Here is a 21,639-nt window from a genome sequence, read left to right on the forward strand (position 1 = left end):
GATGGTACTATTTTTATAGAAGGTGGCGGTACTCTATATGACAAATGGGACAGATCGATATCCTAATAAGCAGTATCGTCAAAATAACTTTCACTTAAGTCGTAGTCATATAATCTATTCAATTGACGAGATTTCCTTTCTTCCTGACAATGCAGGTATCACCATGAAAATTAATGATAGATGTTGACAACCGTCGCATCGAAGATTACAAAAGGAATAATTGCATGGGTGTGGTTTAAATTTATGTATTTAAGAATTTGCTTAAATACTAATATTCCATTACCTTTGAAATTCAGATATAGGACATGGAAAGAAAGAACATTTGTATACGCGAGCATGCTAATCCGGAACAGATAAACAGTTGCCGTGAAAAAATTACAGAAAATGAAAAGTCATTTGTACAGCTGTCAGGTATCCTGTCCCTGGCCGGCAATGAAGTAAGATTGAAGATTCTTTACCTGCTTGAAAATGAAAGAGAGCTATGTCCCTGCGACCTGAGCGATATTCTGGGCATGAGTATACCTGCTATCTCACAACATCTACGGAAGATGAAAGATGGAAACGTCATCCAATCGCGTAAAACAGGTCAGACCATCTTCTATTCTCTAAGAGGGGAGCATCTCAAACTATTACGCCCGTTCTTTAAGACCATTAATCAGATCAATTTAAAAACCGAAACAGCATGAGTAAGATAAGAAGCAATAAAGCGCTTATGGGGTCCGGGGTTTTTCTTGCCCTGACATCTTCCCTTTGCTGCATAGTTCCGTTTCTGGCGATTGTGGGAGGAACAATGGGGGCAGTTTCGGCGTTCAGTTGGATTACTGCGATCAGGCCGTATCTGTTATGTGCAACAGCACTGATTTTGGTTTTTGCATTCTACCGTGCGTATAAACCCGAACAGAAAGACGAATGTGGCTGTAAAGAAAAGAGAGGTATGTGGCAATCAAAAACTTTCCTTTGGATTATAACCGCTATTTCCATTTTATTGTCAACCTTTCCCTATTATGCCTCATTTCTTCAGAAAGGCTCCACAAAAGAGGTTGTAATCAATAGTCAAAACATTAGCATGGCGGTGCTTCAGGTACAGGGAATGAGCTGTGCCGCATGTGAGGGCCATATCAACAAGGCTTTGCAGGGAAAGAAAGGTGTGCAGGAAGTTCGCACTTCTTATGACAAAGGTGAATCCATTGTGAAATTTGATAGATTACTGATATCTCCAGCACAGTTGTCAGTCGCAATAGAGAATGAAACCGGTTATAAAGTAAAAAACATAAAGACAGATGATAACTAAAAGCATAATTCTTCAATCCACCATCACATGTCCTTTATGTCAATATACAAAGGAAGAGTCCATGCCCACAGAGGCTTGTCAGTACTTTTACGAATGCGAAAACTGTCACGAACGTTTAAAACCCCTACAAGGGGACTGCTGTGTATTCTGTAGTTACGGGGATGTTAAATGCCCCCCGATACAGGGGAATATATCCTGTTGTTCCAACTCATAAGCCGCTTTTAAGATAAAAACAAAAAAAGTGCCGGACTTTCTGTCCAGAACATATAGTAAATTCATTAAAACCGCTATAAAAAGTGTCGCAATTAAAACCTATAAATTGACTCTTCTTATTCTTTGCACTGGAATATTTTCCGGTAATCGACCGGTTATTCGGCTTGATCTTTCTTACGGGTTTCAAAAATAGTCTTACTTGGTATGCCACAAATTTATATTGAAACAAATGCTAATATTTGTAAATTTTTTTTAAACAACTGTTGATAAGAGTACCGCCACCTTCTATAAAAACAGTACCACCAGCTTACATAATTGACAAAAATTGCTGGTTAAGTTTTTGTGGAATTTCGGTGTCCAAATCCTCCTTTATACCAAGGTTACTTCGCACCGTTGCGTTTTATTGTGTATGGCCAGCTCGAGTAAACCCCATCACGCTGAGATTACCTCACTCTGCCCGGTGACCCTGAAGGGGGAGATGACAGAACGACCAATATTCGCTATAAACACCTGTATTTAATTCGTTTAACAGATACGGTCAAATTACATCAAAATAAAACAACCTATCCTAAAGTTCGATTTTTTTGTTTAAAAATGGCATTAAATCAATCGTACTTTAATAATACACTATTATACCAAATTTTATCTATATATGGAATTTTTTATGTTTCTGTATGAGCGAACGAATTCACAATTATTAAACCGTCTTTTCCGAGATTCACTTTCAAAGCAAGAAAAACTCCGATTCCGGCAAATTCACCAAACTGGTAGAACAGCATTCACCCATTTCGTAGATGGTTATTTTCATTTTCTCACTCATAACTATTAATTTTTTGAAAGATGACGGAGAATGGAAGAAAAAGATGCGGAATTTTAGATTATTTTTTTCTATGTCCGCTTTTATGTTAATAGCTACTATGCATTATTTCACTTACTTCCTTATCTTTGGGATATGAAATGGCTGGTTTATTTGTTTTCCATCTATGTACTTGTTTTATCCGCTGTACCCTGTGGGGCGGAAGATAATTGCTGTATTGATGAAACTTACAGCTTAGCCGAAAGGGAAAAGCCTGCTGAAGAGCGCGACCACAGATCGATCTGTCCCTGTTCACCTTTTTTCGCATGTGGAGTCTGTAGCGGGGCAGTTCTGCCAAATGCCATAATGGCGGTCATCAAAGAACTGTCACCAATTCTCCAACAACCTTTCTCCTATCAGGAATACCCTTTGCTGGAACTTCCCCGAACAATCTGGCAACCTCCTAAAGCCGCATAATATTTTCGCCGTTTTGCAGTTGTAGCTTCCCTGAAGGCTGCGTATTTTATATTTACACAAAGATTTAAGAATGAATAAAGCTATAGGCTTGATACTATGGCTTTGTACAGGTAACCTGTGCGTGGCCCAGCATACATTAACAACTATACTGAAAGATGCGGAGACAAAAGAACCGCTTACAGGAGCTACTGTGTTACAGATTGGAACAACCAAAGGTGGAACGACCGATGAGAAGGGCACTGTTTCCCTTACTGGTTTATCCGAGGGAAGGCATGTTTTCCTATTCAGGAAATTAGGTTATGAGGAACAGCGGGATACACTGTATTTTCCCGGCTCTGAGGATACCGTTATCGTTTATCTTGAGGCAACGGACGAAGACCTGGAGGAAGTAGTTATTTCTTCGACCCGGAGTACCCGTACCATACAGAACATTCCCACGCGTGTTGAATTTATCGGAGGGGAAGAACTGGAAGAGAAGGGCAATATGAAGCCGGGAGATATTCGTATGATGCTCAATGAAAGCACAGGTATCCAAACGCAACAGGTTTCGGCCACCTCTGCCAATTCCAGCATCCGTATCCAGGGACTTGATGGGCGTTATACACAGATACTCAAAGACGGCTTCCCTTTATATGCCGGCTTCTCAGGAGGGCTCGGCCTGTTGCAGACGCCGCCGTTGGACCTGAAGCAGGTGGAGATCATTAAAGGTTCTTCTTCCACTTTATACGGTGGCGGAGCCATTGCCGGCCTCGTCAACCTGGTATCGAACATACCCACGGAGGAAAGGGAACTCCGCTTCCTGCTGAACGGTACTTCTGCCGGGGGCCTGGACATCAACGGTTTTTATGGACAGAAGTTTGAAAAGGTAGGTCTCACGGTATTTGCATCCCGTAATTCCAGCAGGCCCTACAATCCTTCCAGCACCGGTTTTACCGCGATTCCCAAAACGGAAAGGTACGTACTCAACCCGAAGCTGTTCGTATACTTCAACCCGAAAACAACCATGAACTTCGGGATAAACACCATATTCGAAGACCGTACAGGCGGGGATATCCTTTACATAAAAGGGAAAGGGGATAATGTCCATAGCTATTTTGAAAAGAACAAAAGCAGCCGTTTCTCAACTCAATTCGCCCTGGATCACCGGTTCACAGAAAACAGTGGCCTGACCATCAAGAACTCGGTCAACAACTTCAACAGGACCATAACTATTCCCGATTATGTGTTTGACGGGAAACAATGGTCAATCTATTCGGAGGTCGCTTACAACAACAACGGCGAAAGAGCAGATTGGGTAGCAGGTATCAATCTCTACACGGACAATTTCAGCGAATACCCAAAAGATGGCTTTCAGAAAAGAGACTATGACCAAAACACATTCGGAGGTTTTGTTCAGAATACCTTTAAGACTACGGATTGGTTGCAATTGGAAACGGGCATCCGCGGGGATTATGTGATCGATTACGGTTTCGTGTTCTTGCCACGGATCTCTGCGCTCTTTACGGTCTCTCCCCAGGTGACTTCCCGTTTGGGTGGAGGGCTGGGTTATAAAACGCCTACCATATTCACAGAAGAGACAGAGCGAATCCAGTTCCGTTCGGTATTGCCGATTAGTCCGCAGGCGAATAAACTGGAGCGGTCCTATGGTGCAAGCTATGATATCAACTATAGGACTACACTTTTCGAGAATATAAGCCTGAGCGTAAACCAGCTCTTTTTTTATACCCGTATCAATGATCCATTACTTACAGAATTTACCGGTTCAGGAACGGTGCAACTGGTAAATGTAGACGGTTATGTGGATACAAAGGGCTGGGAGACGAATGTAAAGCTGGGCTACGGTGATTTCAAACTGTTCATAGGTTACACCTTTACCGACGCCTGGCTCCGTGAAGGAACACAAAAGCGAGAGAATCCATTGACTGCTCGCCACCGGTTGAATAATGTCCTCATGTATGAGATCGAGGATAAATGGAAGCTTGGACTGGAAGCCTATTATTATAGCCGTCAGGCCCTCAGTGACTGCACCACAGGAAAACCCTATTGGACCTGTGGCTTTATGGCTGAAAAGATATGGGAACGCTTCTCTCTTTTTGTCAATTTTGAGAACTTTACAGATACCCGGCAAACTAGATTTGACAGTATTTATACTGGAACAGTTACAAGGCCAATATTCCGTGATATATATGCGCCACTCGATGGGTTCGTTGTTAACGGTGGTTTAAAAATAAAATTATAGCCATGAAAAAATCAACTTTTGAAATAAAAAACATGGACTGTGCAACAGAGGAGCAAATGGTCCGCATGAAATTAGACGGGGTTGAAGAGCTTATTCACCTCGATTTTAATCTTCCGGAGAGAAAACTGATTGTGACACATACCGGAAATATCGATCGCATAGCCATGGCCATTAAAGAGCTGAGCTTAGGGGATCGTTTCATTTCGACTGAAGAAACAGATAACACCTCGGTAGCTAGTTCTGAGCGCGAAGAACGTAAGCTACTTTTATATGTACTGATTATCAATGCATTTTTCTTTGTACTCGAAATCATAACAGGATTTATTTCCCATTCAATGGGGCTTGTTGCCGATAGCTTGGATATGTTAGCTGATGCACTCGTGTATGGACTCAGCTTATATGCCGTTGGTGGGACAATCCTCCGAAAAAAGAAAATTGCAAAAGCCAGTGGATACTTTCAGATAATACTTGCTGTTTTAGGTTTTTCGGAGGTAGTCAGACGTTTCATGGGGTTTGGAGAAACACCTGAATTTGGAATGATGGTAGTTATTTCGCTATTGGCCTTGATTGGGAATGCGTTTTCCCTTGTAATCCTTCGCAGAACTAAGAGTAACGAGGCACACATCAAAGCTAGTCAAATATTTACTTCCAATGACGTAATTATAAATATTGGTGTTATGCTGGCAGGTATATTGGTTTTCATTACTGCGTCCCGTTTACCGGACCTGATCGTTGGTACAATCGTCTTTGCTATTGTATTGAGAGGGGCGTTTCGAATATTAAATTTAGCGAAGTAAAGTATTAAGAAATGAAGCGGAGTTTGCCGTAGTCGTCTCTTGTTTTTTGAAAATAACTAACTTTTCAGGCCATTATAATATCATATAAAAACTGGAAAGTTAGTTACGTAATATAAATATATATATATTTGCAAATAATGAAGCTGTTATCTTATATATGTGCACTAATAGTACTGGTTCAGGTAATGATGCCCTGTACAGATAAAATTGCGACTACCAGTCTTCACAAACGAACAGAATTTTCTATTGCCTCATCGAAAAATCAGGATCACAAAGATAGCTGTACACCTTTCTGTCAATGTACATGTTGTGCTACACCTTCAATACAGCAATTGGCTTACATTATTGTCAGTCCCGATCCTATTGTTCTTGAATCTCATAATTGGCATACTCCCGGAAAATGCCTGGAAGTCCATATAAATGTATGGCAACCGCCTAAAGTGATTTCTTAAGCACGTCTCTGTGCGTATATGGACGCTGGTCTGTCCATTTAATTACAAAAATCAAATAATATTATTGCTCAGGCTATGACTAAAAAGAATAGGTCATTACCAGCAAAAAGCGTAGGTCGTTCAGGAAAAAACTACAAGCAACCTCAATGGATAAAGATCCTAAGGGTAGTTGGTATATTTCTACTTTCAGTGATTTTGCTGTTAGCGATTATTGGAATGATTCTACACGCTTTAATTCATTTCAAATAAGATATGCTTAATAAAATTATTAAGTTCTCTATAGAGAATAAACTGATTGTTGCTTTGATGACTTTGGGATTGATTGCCTGGGGGCTATATTCGTTAAAGCAGCTACCTATTGATGCGACACCTGATATCACAAATAACCAGGTTCAGGTGATAACGCAAAGTCCGTCACTTGCAACACCTGAAGTGGAACGGCTAATAACTTTTCCAGTAGAGCAAACGATGTCAACTATTCCGGAAATAGAGCAGGTACGTTCGATCTCCCGTTTCGGCCTTTCAGTAGTGACCATCGTGTTTCATGACGATGTTGACATTTATTGGGCCCGTCAACAGGTGAACGAAAAATTAACCGAAGCAGGTAACAATATTCCTTCGGATGTAGGTAAACCCGAGATCGCTCCGATCTCAACTGGTCTCGGCGAAATCTACCAATATGTAGTGCATGCAAAACCCGGTTATGAAGAGAGGTACGATGCAAGAGAATTACGCACGATCGAAGATTGGATTGTACGCAGACAATTATTGGGAACGCCGGGTATCGCGGAAGTAAACAGTTTTGGAGGTTTGTTAAAACAATATGAAATTGCGCTTGATCCGGATAAGCTGAATAGTTATAATCTAAGCATCAATGATGTTTTTAGTGCTTTGGAGCGTAATAATCAAAATACAGGTGGTGCATATATAGATAAAAAGCCCAATGCTTACTTTATTAGAAGTGAGGGGCTAGTTGGAAGTATTGATGATATTAAAAAAATTGTCGTAAGGAAAAGCCCAAAGCAAGTACCCGTACTGATAAGAGATATTGCCGAAGTCAAACTTGGTAATGCTATTCGGTATGGCGCATTGACAAGAACCACGAAAAAGAGCCAAGGGGAAGCAGTGGGAGGCATTGTAATGATGCTTAAGGGCTCAAATGCAAACGAAGTCGTAAGTAAGGTAAAAGAGAAGATAGCACGTATCAACAAAACACTTCCCGAGGGCGTTACCATTGAGCCCTTTTTGGATCGCAGTGCGCTTGTTGACCGGGCGATCGGGACCGTTGCAAAAAACCTGATTGAAGGCGCATTAATAGTCATTTTTGTACTTGTGCTATTTCTGGGAAATCTCAGGGCCGGAATTGTAGTTGCTTCTGTTATACCTCTTTCAATGCTTTTTGCCATTTCGATGATGAACGTATTCGGCGTCAGTGGAAACCTAATGAGCCTTGGAGCCATCGATTTCGGATTAATCGTTGATGGGGCTGTTATTATTGTTGAAGCTACCATGCATCATCTCGGTTTAAGCAGGAATCCAAATAAACTTTCGCAAAAAGAAATGGATGGTGAGGTCTATGAATCGGCTTCAAAAATACGATCTGCGGCTGCATTCGGTGAGATTATAATTCTAATCGTGTATCTCCCTATTCTTGCACTTGTAGGTATAGAAGGAAAAATGTTCGGTCCCATGGCGCAAACAGTATCTTTTGCCATTTTAGGTGCTTTCATTCTCTCTCTTACCTATGTACCGATGATGTCAGCACTTATATTGAGCAAAAAGATTAGCCATAAGCGCAATTTTTCGGATCGTATGATGGATTTTTTTCATAAGTATTATGATCCGATGATCCGTGTAGCGCTTCGCAATCGTGTAATAGTAGTACTTACAGCAGCAGTTTTGTTAGGCCTCAGTGTTTTTGCCTTTACCCGTATGGGAGGTGAATTTATCCCGACGCTCGAAGAAGGCGATTTTGCGGTAGAAACAAGGTTGCTTACCGGAAGCTCTCTCAGCCAAACGATAGATAAAGTCAATCAAGCTTCTGCTATACTCATCGACAAATTTCCTGAAGTGATAGAGGTAGTAGGAAAAATAGGCGCGGCAGAAATTCCGACAGATCCAATGCCTATGGAAGCCACTGACCTAACCATTATTTTAAAGGATAAAAAAGATTGGGTAAGTGCGGTTGATCGGGAAGAGTTAGCTGATAAAATGGCAGAGGCGCTAGAACCGGTCACAGGCGTAACTTTTGGCTTTTCGCAGCCTATTCAGTTACGCTCCAATGAACTTATATCAGGTGTGCGACAGGACATAGGAATTAAAATTTTCGGTGATGACCTGGATCACCTAACTGATCTCTCACGAAAAATAGGCAAAATCGTTGCAACAGTCCAAGGAGCTACTGATCTATATATCGAACAGGCAAGCGGTCTCCCTCAGATTGTTATCAAGGTAGATCGCGACCAGCTTGCCCGTTTCGGGATAGATGTTGAAGCCGTGAACCAGGCCATAAATGCCGCTTTTGCAGGTCAGGCTGCAGGATTGGTATATGAAGGGGAAAAGCGTTTTGATATGGTAGTTCGTTTAGATGAAGAATACAGACAGAACATTGATAACGTTCGCAGCCTGTTTATATCAACTCCCGATGGTGAAAAAGTCCCGTTGTCGCAAGTGGCGTCGGTAGACTTTGAAGTAGGTCCGAACCAAATACAACGGGAAGATACGAAACGCAGAATTATCGTAGGCCTAAACGTTAGGGGAAGAGATATTGAAAGTGTCGTAGAAGAAATTGAACAGAAAATCGGCAGTCAGATTAAATTGCCAACCGGCTATTACATTACCTACGGGGGGCAGTTTGAAAATCTTCAAGCCGCCAGCCAGCGTTTATCTATTGCTGTGCCTGTGGCACTATTGCTGATACTTTTATTATTGTATTTCACTTTTGGATCAATAAAACAATCTATATTAATTTTTACGGCCATTCCAATGGCTGCAATCGGTGGAGTATTTGCCCTTTTATTGCGAGGAATGCCGTTCAGTATTTCGGCCGGAGTGGGCTTCATTGCGCTCTTTGGAGTTGCCGTGTTAAACGGAATTGTATTAATAACCGAATTCAATCGGTTGAAAAAGTCCGGAATAAAGGATTTAAGAGAAATTGTAATAAAAGGGACAGCGGTTAGGCTCCGTCCAGTCCTGATGACCGCGACCGTTGCTTCTTTAGGATTTATGCCCATGGCATTATCTACAGCAGCCGGAGCGGAGGTTCAAAAGCCGCTGGCAACAGTTGTTATTGGCGGATTGATTACATCAACGATTCTAACGCTGCTGGTTTTGCCGGTATTGTATACCTATTTTGAGTCCTTCAAACTAAAAAAGCATGTAGTAAAAGGAACTGCGGTGGTTGCTTTTTTGGCGTTCTGGATGTTTCCTTATAATTCTAAAGCACAGGAACCATCTTCAATTTCCCAACGGATAACATTGGCAGAGGCAATTGAGATAGCACTTAAAAATAACCAAATGGTGAATTCAGCAGAATTGCAAATCGATCAACAAAGAGCATTGCGCGTGACCTCAATTGATATTGGGAAAACAAATTTTGACCTTCAATATGGTCAAATGAATACAATTAAACGAGATAATAATATCTCCGTCAGTCAAAGTATTGTGAATCCTTTCTTATTTAGTAAGCAGCGCAAACTCTACGATGCCCAGCTTAAAAGTAGTGAGCTTAATCTCGACGTTACCGAAAATGAATTAATCTACCAAGTCAAAAGCACATACGGACAACTTGCGTATTTTCTTTCACTTCAAAAGCTTTATCATACCCAAGATTCTATATTTAATAATTTTCTCAAGGCATCATCCCTCCGTTACCAGACAGGGGAAACTAACTTGTTGGAAAAAACAACAGCTGAAACCCAGCGGAATGAAGTTCTCAATCAGCTCGAAAAAAATAGAGCAGATATTATGATCTACATGGCCGAGCTGAAAAGGCTCCTTAATACACAAGACAGCATCCAAATCTCAGAAAGCGAATTAAAAAAAGAACATTGGCAAAGTAATACAGGCAGTGTTAGTGAAAATCCGTGGCTTTCTATGCAAAAACAGCAGATAGAGATAGCAGATAAAAGCATTGGTATAGAGAAAGCGAAAGCTGGCCCAGACTTTACACTAGGTTACTTTAACCAATCCATAATCGGTTCACAGAATGTGAACGGACAAGAAGTTGTGTTCGATGCGGGAAAGCGATTTCAGGGAGTACAGGTAGGTGTAGCATTGCCAATCTTCTATAAACCTTTTGCTAACCGCATTAAGACGGCAAAGATTCAGAAAGAAATAGCGGAATCACAATACGACTTAGCTCAGACAAATCTGAAATCGCAATTTCAACAGGCGAACCAAGATTTATTGAAAAATTCGAAGAGCATTGACTATTATCAGAACAGTGCACTGCCGAACGCAAATCTGATTTTGCGGCAGGCACAAGTTGCATTTCAAAATGGCGAAATCGGTTATCTTGAGTTTTCTGTAGCTCTTCGGACTTATTCCGACATTCGTTTTGCATACTTACAGGCACTTAATCAATACAATCAGTCCGTATATACAGTACAATACCTTATTGGCTTAAATCAATAATCCAGCAATGAAAAAGAACATGAATATCAAACAAATACTTGCAGCAACAGTACTTATTCTTCTGCTGTTCTCTTCGTGTGGAACCAAAACCACGGAAACACAGGAGCCGGAAACAACAGTTGCCGAAGAAGAAAATTCCAATATTGTCGAACTTTCTCCTGCTCAATATAAAGGCTCACAGATAAAGATCGGAACCATCGAAAAGAAATCACTTAGCGGTGTTTTGAAAGTAAACGGATTTGTAGACGTCCCGCCCGAAAACCTTTATAGCATTACAACCCAGTTTGGAGGTATCGTTAAATCTACTTCATTGTTGCAGGGTGCTTCAGTTCGCAGAGGCCAGGTTATTGCCGTTCTTGAAAATCAGGACTATGTCCAGCTGCAGCAGGACTACCTGGAAAGTAACAGCCAATTGGAGCTCGCCGATGCCGAATACAAAAGACAGTTGGAATTGTTCAAGCAAAACGTCAATGCGCAAAAAACCGTGCAACAGGCAAAATCGCAATATCTGACAATGCTATCGAGGACCAGCGCCCTTAAAGAGCGTTTAAAATTGATAAATATCAATGCTACCACACTGAATGCGGAAAATATCAGGAGCACGATGAATATTTACGCGCCGATTAACGGCTACGTTACTAAGGTAAATACTAATGTAGGCAGATTTGTCGCGCCCAATGACGTAATGTTCGAAATTGTCAATAACGCCAACCTTCATGTAGAACTTAAGGTTTTTGAAAAAGATGTGTCGAAAGTAAAAAAAGGCCAATCTGTGCGATTTACATTAAATAATGAGGCAGAGGAAAGAATAGCAAAGGTCATTTTAGTTGGGCGCGAAATTGATCCGGATAAAACTGTGACGGTACACTGTTTAGCTACCATCCAAAGTGAGAGCCTGATACCCAACACCTATATTAAGGCTTTTATTGAGACGGGTAACAATGAGGTAAATGCACTTCCCGAAGACGGAGTGGTAGATTACTTAGGCAAAAAATATATATTTATTGAAAAGGATGTAAGAAATGTGAAATCTGAAAATGCTCCTGCTGAAAAGATGCACGATTTCCAACTGGTCGAAGTAACGACAGGTCTATCAGAGGCGGGGTATGTAGAAGTTACTTTGCCGAAAAATATTGACTCTACCAAAATAGTAGTTAACGGCGCTTATGACCTGCTGTCAAAAATGAAAAACAGTGAGGAGGAGGAATAGAAGAGGTATAGTAAGGCGGGATAATGCGTTATCCTGCACTTCACGATTCCGGCGATAAAGAGGCAACAAATGTTACTGAAACTTTGTACTATATATATTTAAATTATATCCCTTATTGTAGCAAAGAAGGATCAAGTACCAAAACCAATAAAGCTGACCATGAAAAAAACAAAAATAAACTTAGACATACTCCTTCCCGAAATCCCTGATGAACGGGATCGTTGCGTTGAGCGTTTAATAAAATTGCTGGAAGGTAGAAATGGGATTGAAAAGATACATCTCAAACCTCAAAATGAGCAAAATAAAGCTCAATTATGTTTCCACTATGACCCCGATGTTATCTCCATCGATAGAATACAAAGCTTAGCTAAAAAGGCGGGAGCCACATTTACCGAAAAATTTGGGCATTTATTGATACGCACAGACGGTGTTCGACATGTAAGACATGCACGGCTCATTGAAAGCAAATTGAAGCGAATCGAAGGTTTTACGATGGTATCCGTTTCGGGAACCGGGGTAATGTATATCGAATTCGACCATCATAAAATCAATCAAAAGGAAGTTGAACGCTCAATAACAGCTATGGGAGTTAAAATAATTTCTAATGAGCATGCACAACTTATCGGACAGAAAAGCGATGGGATAGATAAACACGTCGATAAAAAGAATGAAGAGGGTAAGTCAAAGGAGCATGATCACCTTCACGAGAGTATATTCGGCAAAAACGCTGAACTCGTTTTTAGCGTTATCTCAGGGACATTATTAGGGATAGGCTTTGGTTTATCCTTTTTAGAAGGTCTCGCTCCATGGGTTTCTCTTTGCTTCCTTTTCGGAGCTTATATTTTCGGAGCCTATTATGTTACTAAAGAAGCCTATGAGGCTATTTCTAAAGGAGAATTTGAAATAGATTTTTTAATGTTAGTGGCCGCCGCCGGAGCTGGGGCACTTGGACAGTGGACAGAAGGTGCTCTTTTATTATTTCTATTCAGTTTAGGGCACGCACTCGAACACTTTGCGTTAGAAAAGGCACGTAAATCAATAGCTGCACTCACCGATCTGGCACCAAAAACCGCCTTTAGAAAACATGCTGATAAAATTGAAGAAGTTCCCATCGAACAACTTAATATTGGCGACATTATCGTTATTCGTCCCAATACCAAAATTGCTGCAGATGGTATTGTAGTTAAAGGAACCAGCGGGGTCAACCAGGCACCAATTACCGGAGAAAGTATTCCCGTCGATAAGCTGGCATTTGAGAAGGAAGAGATAGATATAAATAAAGCCGCTACACTTGACGCAAAGTACAAAGTATTCTCAGGTTCAATTAACGGAAACGGTACACTGGAAGTGAAGGTAAGTCGGGAAGCCAGTGATTCAACAATTTCCCGGATGATTAAAATGGTTAATGAAGCGCAAACACAAAAGTCGCCCACGCAGCAATTTACAGATCGTTTCGAAAAACTTTTTGTACCTGCTGTCCTGATTTTAGTGTTTTCACTGTGTTTTGCATTTCTTGTAACCGACGAAACGTTTAGCGCCAGTTTTTATAGAGCGATGTCCGTGTTGGTAGCTGCCAGTCCGTGCGCCCTTGCAATATCTACGCCCAGTGCGGTACTCAGCGGCGTTGCGCGAGCGGCAAAAGGTGGTGTGCTTATAAAAGGAGGAAAACCACTGGAAGACTTGGGAACATTAACAGCTTTAGCTTTCGACAAGACAGGGACATTAACGGAAGGTAAGCCAAAACTTACGGCGGTTTTTCCCGCTGAAGGTATCAATGAAGAAACCCTGCTCAAGATTACAATAGCAGTAGAAGCATTAAGCGACCATCCGTTGGCAAAAGCAATTGTACAGGACGGGATGAAAAGGCTCAATGATACAAACATCCCTTCCGCGGAGAGTCTTGAAGCGGTGCTCGGTAAAGGAGTAAAAGCGAAATTAGAAGGAGATACAATATACATTGGCAACCTAAGCCTATTTGAAACATTAGATGCAAAAAAACCGGCGGACCCCTTTGTAAAAAAAGTACAGGAACTGGAAGGTCAAGGTAATACTACCATGATAATACGAAAGAACGACGATTACATAGGGATGATTGCTGTTATGGATACACCCCGTCCGGAAGCAAAAGCGACCTTGTCCCGTCTAGAAGCGATTGGCATCCGTCGTATGGTCATGTTAACTGGGGATAATCAAAAAGTGGCTGATGCTATAGCTGGTGAGATTGGCCTGTCTGACGCTTGGGGAGGTCTGCTTCCAGAACAGAAGGTTGATGCAATAAAAAAGCTTAGGCAGGAGGAAAAGAATGTAGCGATGGTAGGAGATGGGGTTAATGATGCACCTGCAATGGCCAATAGCACTGTTGGTATCGCAATGGGAGCCGCGGGGTCGGATGTTGCGCTCGAAACTGCCGATATTGCTTTAATGGGAGATAATCTCAATTTGCTTCCTTTTGCAATTGGGCTTAGCCGTAAAGCAAAAGGTATCATTAAACAAAATTTATGGATCAGCCTCGGTGTCGTCGCGGTTCTGATTCCATTAACTATTCTCGGGATAGCTTCCATCGGTCCGGCCGTAGTAGCACATGAAGGATCTACCTTGGTTGTAGTATTTAACGCGTTGAGGCTATTGGCATACAAAAATGAATAAGAATCAAGCTAAGAAAGTTACGGCTTCTCCCAATAAAAGACGACCATCTAAAAAAAAGAGACGAGATATGACAGAAATGGAGAAAATAGGGACAATTTTTGGTGTAATTCTAATGATAATTTCGATACTTCTTATTGCGGTGTATATATGGGCTTATTCAAAACACCTCGACTCACTTCACGGATGATCCTAATTACAATTACACAAGAGTTCTCGACATAACATGTTATCTCATTATTATAGCCAAAAACAACAAAGAGAGATCGTGAAACTAACGACCGATTACATGAGCTATTTTTTCTATTGGCTATAGCCTGTCATAGCTACTTAGATATTTAATAAGCTTTGCGCAACATGTCTGCAAATTCAGTTGGCAATGGGCTATTCTCTACTGCATTTGCTGCCGCTTGAACATCATAGTCAAAACGAACAAAATCGACGTTTAAGGTCTCGGGATCACGCATAGATGTTGTTGCTGTTAATTCTAACAAAACATAACATCCCTGCGGATTCCCATCCTTAGGTTTTCCTACAGAACCGGTATTGATAACGTGTAGATAATTAGCAGCCGCTGACTTAAGCACGCGGTGATATGGTTTATGAGAATGGGCCACACATAGAATAGAAGCATTGCTTTCTGTCATCATCGCTAAAACATCTTCTTCTGGGGTATCGACTAATACATACTCGTCGTTCCTCCTGGTGCTGCCATGCACCATTAAGACATCAAATTTTTCATCTGCAGTTTTATATGCTAAACGTATATGTGCCGGTAGATCACGAAGATATTTCCTATTAACATCGTTAATCAGGTGGTAAGCATAGTTTTTACCAAGGGCTTCGATAGCCCCCTTTGCCTCCAAAACGCCAACTTTGGCATCATGGTTTCCTGCAAGGACGGGTATTTTTTGGGAACGAATAAGTTCGATTACCTCATTTGGCCAAATGTTATAACCGACAAGATCGCCTAGGCAATAAATCGCATCTACCTGTCTCTTATTTAAATCTGTAAACATCGCCTCCAAAGCAGGCAGATTGGCATGGATATCTGAAAAAAGTGCAATCTTCATTAGCTTAAATTAGTTAACCGTTACGTAACATATCTGCATATCCGTTTGGAAGAGGGCTATCTTCTACCGCCTTCGCCGCTTTTTCTACATCATATTCAAAACGAACAAATTCAACGGTGATACTTTCTTTTTCTCTCATACTGCTATCGGGATTAAGCGTGAGTATTACGTAGCCACCCCTGGGATCACCATCTTTCGGTTTTCCAATCGATCCAATGTTAATGGCATGCAAATAACGTAGGCCGCCATCTTCATCGTTTACCGAAAGGATACGATGATACGGTTTGTGGGTATGACCGAAACACATCACGGAAGCTCCTGCCTGTTCCATAATTCGGATCATGCTTTTTTCCTCCCTGTCTTCAAAAAGATATTCATTCACTTTTCTGGGACTTCCATGTACCAAAAGCACATCCATTTTATCGTCGTTCAACTGAAACTCCAACCGGATATGTGCAGGTAAGGTGCGGAGATAAGCGCGTTGGTCATCCTTCACGGCTTCATTGGTATAGGCAATGGAAATTTTGCCCATCGCTTTCTCTTCATCTGTTTTGTAAGCGCAACCGCAGTCGTCACTGCTTCTACCGATACCAAAATCGTAATTCCCTGCAATTGTAGGAATACCTCTTTTTCGGATTTCATCGATTACTTCATTGGGCCAGATATTATACCCTACCAAATCGCCCAAACAATAAACCGCATCTACCTGCCGGTGTTCAAGGTCCTCAAAAAATGCTTCCAATGCGGGTAGATTAGCGTGGATGTCGGAAAAAAGTGCAATTTTCATTTTCTTTAATGGTTTAGATATTCATTTAGTTCATTTACTGTGGCACGCGCAGATCTTCCTACTCCTATCAATGTGGCAGAGGCAAAGCCCGTCCAGTTTCCATAACCTACGAGCCATAGTCCGGCTACCTCCTTTGCACGTGTACCCTCGGTAACTACGCGCCCATCGACACCGGTTATCCCCAATTCATTCAGGTGTTTAGTGGCATACTTAAATCCGGTACACCAAACGATTATATCAAAGTCTTCCCTTTCGTTAGATTCCCAGATCACGCCAGTTTCCGTGAATGCAATAAAACGCCCCTTGCTGTGTAACACGTCCCGTTCGCGAGCCTCCACCACGGATGGGACCATCACGATATTTGCCAGGTCATATTGTTTCGTATCAAGAGGTTTACCTTCTTTCATGGCTTGATACTTGGCAGTAGCAACGTCAAATAACACCCGGCCGTCTACTTCATCGGGAAGAAATGTTGGTAGTGTTAGGGTAGACCAAACCGTATTCGCTACCTTCGAAATCTCGGCCAATAGCTGGGCACCGGAATTACCTCCGCCCACTACCAGCACTTTTTTACCCTGAAAGTCCTTTGCATTGGTATAATGTGCCGAATGGAGCTGCTTTCCTTTGAAGGAGCCAAGCCCCTCCAAGTTCGGAACAAAAGGGCTGCCCCAAGTACCTGTTCCAGAAATAAGCGCCTTGCAGAAATAAGCGCCATTTGATGTACTAAGTGTATACCCATTATCGATTTTTGCAACTTTCTTTACTTTAACGGGTCGCTCAGCAGGTATTTTATATTTCTCTTCGTAAGCCTTCAGGTAGGCAATCGCCTCGGCTCTTGAAGGGAACTTACCGGAAGATTCAGGCATCAACCAACCGGGTAGAGAGCTGAATGCAGCCGGTGAAAACAATGTAAGCGATTCCCACCCATGCTGCCATGCTCCTCCGGGCTCGTCCTGCTCATCGAGAAGAATATAGCTCAATCCGGTACGTCGCAAGAAATAAGCACAGGCAAGCGCACTTTGCCCACCTCCGATTATAATCACATCGTAGTTTTTATTTGATACGCCCATACTTAAGAAAGCACTGTTTTGGTATAATATTTCTTTCGGAACCAGAATGCGAGGTTCACAAGGGCGATCAGGGCGGGAACCTCTACCAAGGGACCAATAACCCCGGCAAAGGCTTGGCCTGAATTGATCCCGAACACACCTATCGCCACCGCAATTGCAAGCTCAAAATTGTTTCCAGTTGCTGTGAAGGCGATCGAAGCATTCTTTGAGTAGTCGGCTCCAAAACGTCTAGCAATTACGAAACTGAATATGAACATAAAGGCAAAATAGATTACCAGCGGTATGGCTATCCTTACTACATCCATGGGTATCTGTACGATCAAATCACCTTTTAAGCTAAACATAACTACAATGGTGAATAACAAGGCAATCAAGGTAATGGGTGATATAAAAGGAACATATTTTTCCTGAAACCATTTTTCACCTTTCAATGCAATGAGCACATATCGACTGATTACTCCCATCGCAAAAGGAATCCCCAGATAAATACCAACACTTTTGGCTATTTCACCGATGGTGATATTTACTTCAGCCCCTTCAACTCCGAATAAAGGAGGTAGTACCGTAATAAAAATATAGGCGAATACACTGTAGAACAATACCTGAAAAATACTATTGAGGGCTATGAGACCCGCTGCGTATTCGCGGTTTCCCTCGGCAAGCTCATTCCAAACCACCACCATAGCGATACAACGCGCCAAGCCGATCAGAATCAGGCCGATCATATATTCAGGGTAATCCCTTAAAAAGGTGATGGCCAAAAAGAACATCAGGAGCGGGCCTATTACCCAATTTAGTATAAGGGATACACTGAGCACTTTTACATCTTTGAATACTTTACCGAGGTTCTCGTATTTAACTTTTGCCAGCGGTGGGTACATCATCAATATGAGCCCAACGGCTAAAGGTATGTTGGTTGTACCACTTGAGTAAGAATTAATAAAGGAAGCGGTAGAAGGTATAAAATAGCCCATACCAACGCCGATAGCCATTGCAAGAAAGATCCACAAGGTTAGGTGACGGTCAAGGAAACTGAGTTTTTTGCGGCCGGTAGCCGGTGCACAATTATTTGCTGACATATCTTTCATCGTTTACATGTTCTTCAATAAAGTCTTTCATATAGGCTTTTACCAGATCTCTTACAGCCCTGAATTCATTAAGAACTTCTTCGGAAGTACCTACGGCTTTTGCAGGATCGGGAAAGTTATGATGGAACTTCTGCGCTTTGGTGGGAAAGTACGGGCAGCTTTCCCTGGCATTATCGCATACGGTAATGACATAGTCAAAATCGATATGGCTGTATTCATCCACGAGATTGGAGGTATGCCCGGAGATGTCAATACCATCCTCTTTCATCACTTGTACGGCCTTTGGATTGACACCATGGGTTTCAATACCCGCGCTGTATATTTCTGCCTTTCCCTGAGCGAAGTGCCTTAAATAACCTTCTGCCAGTTGACTCCGGCAGCTATTGCCGGTACATAATACCAATATCTTCTTCATTGTGCTTTTTTGTCTTATTTAATCAATTCCTATTGTCTTACTCCGGCGTTCCATTAATGTAGTGTCACGCCAAGTGTTTCCGTGCTTTCCAACCTTTTCCCGGTAACCTAGTTGCCGAAAGCCATGCTTTTCGTGCAGGCGGATGCTCGCTTCATTTTCCGGAAAAATGCCCGATTGAAGTGTCCAGAGGCCTTGTTTTTCGCTACTTTCTACGAGTGCGTTCATCAAAAAACTACCCACGCCTTTTCCGCGATAATCCTCATGTATATATACACTTACTTCCGCCACACCGGCATAAACACAACGACTTGAAACAGGCGATAGCGCCGCCCATCCTGCGATGTGCCCATCAATACTTGCTATAAAACGGGAATGCTTGAGATGCGATCCATCCCAATCCTCCCAACTCGGCGCTTCTGTTTGAAAAGTAGCTTGGCCTGTAGCTATCCCCTGTAGATAAATAGTTCTTACAGCTGGCCAGTCTGTGTCATTCATTGTTCTTAGTTCCATTAGTCGGTCTATAGTTTTAGCAGCATCCTGACCCCGGTGTACAACTTTGAACGGTCGCTAAATTGACCATCTCGCTTTTGCTTTCTTCTTCCTGAACCGGCGCACAGCACTCTTCGCCTTTATCATTGGTGCCGCAACTGCCTCCACGACCGATGGCTTTACATTGGGTAGCATCAGGGATAAGATTAACAATGAGGCTTTCACCTTCCAAAATCAACTCACCTGGGTACATTTGGCGGGTGTCAAATTCCGAATTACCAAATTCTATCTTGACAACCCCAGAAGGATTTAACGGAAGAGATTTTTCTACCAACGCTACAATCGACAGGGCTTTGCCTACCGTCATTGCTCTTTCTGAGTCGCCAGTTTGGGGTTCCCAAAGCTGCACAATTACTTCCGTCCAAGCATTCATCACGCCTCCACAGTCTACGGAGGTAATAGGAGCTTGTTTGATCTCTGTGATATGGTAAGAAGCATCTACCCATTTATCATCGGCATATTGAAACTGTAAGGTGGCTTCCTCATTTTTAGTCAGTTGGGCTTTGAACTCGCCCCAGTTCATTAGATCTTTCGTATTCATAATATTGCAATTTAACGATATATTAACATAAATTTTTTTTAACAACACTCGTTGCTAACGATGTAACCTTTTAAAAAAGTCCCGATGGTTTCTTTCAATAAGTTCCAATTTTCAGGATGGATGCAATAACATACACTAACTCCTTCAATAGTACCCTGTATTAATCCTGCTGTTTTAAGTTCTTTCAAATGCTGGGAAATGGTTGCCTGCGCCAAGCCGAGTTCTTCCACTAGATCTCCGTTGATGCATGTTTTTGAGGCCATGATGTATTGCAAAATAGCAATACGGGCGGGATGGGCCATCGCTTTCAATAGAACAGCTAGTTTATTCTGTTCGTCGGTAAATATTTCTGTTCTAGTTAAACCCATAATTAAAATTATTTATTGCAATGTTACGATAAACATTTGATAGCTTCAAATTCTTTGAAAAATATTATCGAAAAAATAACCTATAGTTATGACGAATCGATTTTCAAAATTAGGTTCTAGATTTTATCCAGTGATTGTTTTGACTAATCAAAACTAAATTGGGGGACTAAAAAGTTACTAAGAATACTAGACATTTGAATTGCGCAATGCTTAAAGAACATAAAAGGCACTTAAGGCGGGGCAAAAAAAGCCCCTTGATTTTCGATAAAAATCGAAGGGGACTAAAAATTGATATGTTCTAAGTTCTCAGGTATACAGCAAATCTACGGCCTTTTTAAATTTGTCATTGGTGCTCTTCTCATTAGCGTACCTCACCAAACATTCATTAAAAAAGATAGCGTTATGGTTAAAGCACAATTGTTCTGCAAAAACATGTCGGCTTTTGATCATATCGTATTTCAAACGTTTAATGAGTTTTTCCGTTTCCCCTGCAAGATGAAGCCAAAAACTAAATGTTATTATACTTTTGCTACTCCATTCGCTTTCGTAAACTGCTCTATTTTCAGATAACCTAACGCAAAAGGATGATGTATATTCCAAAAGAGGTGCTATTTCTTCGGGAAAAAGCTGATGTATCAATTTGGCTTTATCCGTGTTTGTTAATTCATCTATCGATTTCATAATAAAACCGCGCTCTTTGTACGGTTGCGCCTCCGTTTAAGTTAAAACATCAATTCAATGCAGCTGCGCCCACCTGTGCAAAGCCGTTGCAAAGATCAAAGGCCGTTTGTGTCTGCTGTTGGGAAATTCCACACATAAGGGACTTTAATTTGTTTTCTCCGCTACCGTAATCATGAACATTTTGCAGATAGCGTGGGATAAGCTCCTGACGCCTTATCGATATTACTATCGGTAGGTTTCCCTGAACTCTCCCCCGAACCGTACGTACAACTCTCGCTGTATACGGCTCTCCACATAATATATGCAGTCTATTC

At 41.7% G+C, this 21,639-nt stretch carries 19 protein-coding genes and 2 pseudogenes; 10 read left to right on the top strand and 11 right to left on the bottom strand.

Going from position 1 to position 21,639, the window contains the following annotated elements; translation table 11 throughout:
* The first annotated feature begins 305 nt into the window (after positions 1–305).
* The 3 genes and pseudogenes from E0E36_RS23710 to E0E36_RS28465 all read left to right on the top strand — a co-directional run.
* Complete coding sequence (locus tag E0E36_RS23710; protein ID WP_013663533.1) at positions 306–686, top strand: ArsR/SmtB family transcription factor; 381 nt, start codon at positions 306–308, stop codon at positions 684–686.
* Positions 683–1,291: a mercuric transport protein MerTP gene (gene merTP, locus E0E36_RS23715; RefSeq protein WP_013663534.1), complete on the top strand. Its 609-nt coding sequence runs from the start codon at positions 683–685 to the stop codon at positions 1,289–1,291. Before E0E36_RS23710 ends, merTP begins: the two co-directional genes overlap by 4 nt.
* 61 nt (positions 1,292–1,352) lie before the next feature.
* Positions 1,353–1,418 (top strand): annotated as a pseudogene (locus tag E0E36_RS28465) (GDCCVxC domain-containing (seleno)protein); the annotation flags it as partial.
* A 26-nt stretch (positions 1,419–1,444) separates the two neighbouring features.
* Here the strand turns inward: E0E36_RS28465 and E0E36_RS28245 are convergent.
* A complete protein-coding gene (locus E0E36_RS28245) occupies positions 1,445–1,570 on the bottom strand; it encodes a hypothetical protein (RefSeq protein WP_278045578.1) in 126 nt (41 codons plus the stop codon).
* Between the two features lie 886 nt (positions 1,571–2,456).
* Here E0E36_RS28245 and E0E36_RS23725 point away from each other — a divergent pair.
* From E0E36_RS23725 to E0E36_RS23750, 7 genes are all read left to right on the top strand, one after another.
* Entirely contained in the window at positions 2,457–2,777 is a 321-nt protein-coding gene (locus E0E36_RS23725) for a DUF6660 family protein (RefSeq protein ID WP_130858024.1), read from the top strand.
* Positions 2,778–2,847: 70 nt separating this feature from the next.
* Positions 2,848–5,016: a TonB-dependent receptor gene (locus tag E0E36_RS23730; protein WP_130858025.1), complete on the top strand. Its 2,169-nt coding sequence runs from the start codon at positions 2,848–2,850 to the stop codon at positions 5,014–5,016.
* A gap of 2 nt (positions 5,017–5,018) precedes the next feature.
* Positions 5,019–5,813, top strand: a complete 795-nt coding sequence (locus tag E0E36_RS23735) for a cation efflux transmembrane domain-containing protein (protein ID WP_130858026.1) — start codon at positions 5,019–5,021, stop codon at positions 5,811–5,813.
* A 137-nt stretch (positions 5,814–5,950) separates the two neighbouring features.
* Positions 5,951–6,265, top strand: a complete 315-nt coding sequence (locus E0E36_RS28440; protein WP_013663539.1) for a DUF6660 family protein — start codon at positions 5,951–5,953, stop codon at positions 6,263–6,265.
* A gap of 252 nt (positions 6,266–6,517) precedes the next feature.
* Positions 6,518–10,900: a CusA/CzcA family heavy metal efflux RND transporter gene (locus tag E0E36_RS23740; RefSeq protein WP_130858027.1), complete on the top strand. Its 4,383-nt coding sequence runs from the start codon at positions 6,518–6,520 to the stop codon at positions 10,898–10,900.
* 7 nt (positions 10,901–10,907) lie between these two features.
* The gene (locus E0E36_RS23745) at positions 10,908–12,110 is read left to right on the top strand and encodes an efflux RND transporter periplasmic adaptor subunit (RefSeq protein WP_130858028.1); all 1,203 of its coding nucleotides are present in this window, start codon (positions 10,908–10,910) and stop codon (positions 12,108–12,110) included.
* 159 nt (positions 12,111–12,269) lie between these two features.
* A complete protein-coding gene (locus tag E0E36_RS23750; protein ID WP_130858029.1) occupies positions 12,270–14,756 on the top strand; it encodes a heavy metal translocating P-type ATPase in 2,487 nt (828 codons plus the stop codon).
* A 335-nt stretch (positions 14,757–15,091) separates the two neighbouring features.
* On the opposite strand, the gene E0E36_RS23755 is transcribed toward E0E36_RS23750, so the two are convergent.
* From E0E36_RS23755 to E0E36_RS28110, 10 genes and pseudogenes are all read right to left on the bottom strand, one after another.
* Complete coding sequence (locus E0E36_RS23755) at positions 15,092–15,826, bottom strand: metallophosphoesterase family protein (protein WP_130858030.1); 735 nt, start codon at positions 15,824–15,826, stop codon at positions 15,092–15,094.
* A 13-nt stretch (positions 15,827–15,839) separates the two neighbouring features.
* The gene (locus tag E0E36_RS23760) at positions 15,840–16,613 is read right to left on the bottom strand and encodes a metallophosphoesterase family protein (RefSeq protein WP_130858031.1); all 774 of its coding nucleotides are present in this window, start codon (positions 16,611–16,613) and stop codon (positions 15,840–15,842) included.
* A gap of 5 nt (positions 16,614–16,618) precedes the next feature.
* Positions 16,619–17,683, bottom strand: a complete 1,065-nt coding sequence (locus E0E36_RS23765) for an ArsO family NAD(P)H-dependent flavin-containing monooxygenase (protein ID WP_130858032.1) — start codon at positions 17,681–17,683, stop codon at positions 16,619–16,621.
* Between the two features lie 2 nt (positions 17,684–17,685).
* Entirely contained in the window at positions 17,686–18,762 is a 1,077-nt protein-coding gene (gene arsB, locus E0E36_RS23770) for an ACR3 family arsenite efflux transporter (RefSeq protein WP_130858033.1), read from the bottom strand.
* Positions 18,749–19,186 (bottom strand): arsenate reductase ArsC, encoded by a 438-nt coding sequence (locus E0E36_RS23775; RefSeq protein WP_130858034.1) that lies wholly within the window; start codon positions 19,184–19,186, stop codon positions 18,749–18,751. The genes arsB and E0E36_RS23775 overlap by 14 nt, the downstream gene beginning before the upstream one ends.
* Positions 19,187–19,204: 18 nt before the next feature.
* On the bottom strand, positions 19,205–19,696 hold the full coding sequence (locus E0E36_RS23780; RefSeq protein WP_130858035.1) for a GNAT family N-acetyltransferase: 492 nt from the start codon (positions 19,694–19,696) through the stop codon (positions 19,205–19,207).
* 16 nt (positions 19,697–19,712) lie between these two features.
* Positions 19,713–20,276, bottom strand: coding sequence for a DUF6428 family protein (locus tag E0E36_RS23785; RefSeq protein WP_130858036.1), 564 nt, complete (start codon positions 20,274–20,276; stop codon positions 19,713–19,715).
* Between the two features lie 38 nt (positions 20,277–20,314).
* Positions 20,315–20,644: an ArsR/SmtB family transcription factor gene (locus E0E36_RS23790; RefSeq protein ID WP_130858037.1), complete on the bottom strand. Its 330-nt coding sequence runs from the start codon at positions 20,642–20,644 to the stop codon at positions 20,315–20,317.
* 306 nt (positions 20,645–20,950) lie between these two features.
* Positions 20,951–21,325 (bottom strand): hypothetical protein, encoded by a 375-nt coding sequence (locus tag E0E36_RS23795; protein ID WP_130858038.1) that lies wholly within the window; start codon positions 21,323–21,325, stop codon positions 20,951–20,953.
* A gap of 49 nt (positions 21,326–21,374) precedes the next feature.
* Positions 21,375–21,639 (bottom strand): annotated as a pseudogene (locus E0E36_RS28110) (hypothetical protein); the annotation flags it as partial.

This window comes from Olivibacter jilunii (assembly GCF_900607235.1).
Taxonomy (GTDB): Bacteria; Bacteroidota; Bacteroidia; order Sphingobacteriales; family Sphingobacteriaceae; genus Olivibacter; species Olivibacter oleidegradans.

Excerpts from the sequence above, each read along its gene's own strand:
- E0E36_RS28245 (WP_278045578.1), bottom strand. The coding sequence starts at position 1,570 with ATGAATTTACTATATGTTCTGGACAGAAAGTCCGGCACTTTTTTTGTT.
- E0E36_RS23740 (WP_130858027.1), top strand. The coding sequence starts at position 6,518 with ATGCTTAATAAAATTATTAAGTTCTCTATAGAGAATAAACTGATTGTT.
- E0E36_RS23750 (WP_130858029.1), top strand. The coding sequence starts at position 12,270 with ATGAAAAAAACAAAAATAAACTTAGACATACTCCTTCCCGAAATCCCT.
- E0E36_RS28440 (WP_013663539.1), top strand. The coding sequence starts at position 5,951 with ATGAAGCTGTTATCTTATATATGTGCACTAATAGTACTGGTTCAGGTA.
- E0E36_RS23710 (WP_013663533.1), top strand. The coding sequence starts at position 306 with ATGGAAAGAAAGAACATTTGTATACGCGAGCATGCTAATCCGGAACAG.
- arsB (WP_130858033.1), bottom strand. The coding sequence starts at position 18,762 with ATGTCAGCAAATAATTGTGCACCGGCTACCGGCCGCAAAAAACTCAGT.
- E0E36_RS23795 (WP_130858038.1), bottom strand. The coding sequence starts at position 21,325 with ATGAAATCGATAGATGAATTAACAAACACGGATAAAGCCAAATTGATA.
- E0E36_RS23765 (WP_130858032.1), bottom strand. The coding sequence starts at position 17,683 with ATGGGCGTATCAAATAAAAACTACGATGTGATTATAATCGGAGGTGGG.
- E0E36_RS23775 (WP_130858034.1), bottom strand. The coding sequence starts at position 19,186 with ATGAAGAAGATATTGGTATTATGTACCGGCAATAGCTGCCGGAGTCAA.
- E0E36_RS23725 (WP_130858024.1), top strand. The coding sequence starts at position 2,457 with ATGAAATGGCTGGTTTATTTGTTTTCCATCTATGTACTTGTTTTATCC.
- E0E36_RS23760 (WP_130858031.1), bottom strand. The coding sequence starts at position 16,613 with ATGAAAATTGCACTTTTTTCCGACATCCACGCTAATCTACCCGCATTG.
- merTP (WP_013663534.1), top strand. The coding sequence starts at position 683 with ATGAGTAAGATAAGAAGCAATAAAGCGCTTATGGGGTCCGGGGTTTTT.
- E0E36_RS23735 (WP_130858026.1), top strand. The coding sequence starts at position 5,019 with ATGAAAAAATCAACTTTTGAAATAAAAAACATGGACTGTGCAACAGAG.
- E0E36_RS23730 (WP_130858025.1), top strand. The coding sequence starts at position 2,848 with ATGAATAAAGCTATAGGCTTGATACTATGGCTTTGTACAGGTAACCTG.
- E0E36_RS23780 (WP_130858035.1), bottom strand. The coding sequence starts at position 19,696 with ATGGAACTAAGAACAATGAATGACACAGACTGGCCAGCTGTAAGAACT.
- E0E36_RS23745 (WP_130858028.1), top strand. The coding sequence starts at position 10,908 with ATGAAAAAGAACATGAATATCAAACAAATACTTGCAGCAACAGTACTT.
- E0E36_RS23785 (WP_130858036.1), bottom strand. The coding sequence starts at position 20,276 with ATGAATACGAAAGATCTAATGAACTGGGGCGAGTTCAAAGCCCAACTG.
- E0E36_RS23755 (WP_130858030.1), bottom strand. The coding sequence starts at position 15,826 with ATGAAGATTGCACTTTTTTCAGATATCCATGCCAATCTGCCTGCTTTG.
- E0E36_RS23790 (WP_130858037.1), bottom strand. The coding sequence starts at position 20,644 with ATGGGTTTAACTAGAACAGAAATATTTACCGACGAACAGAATAAACTA.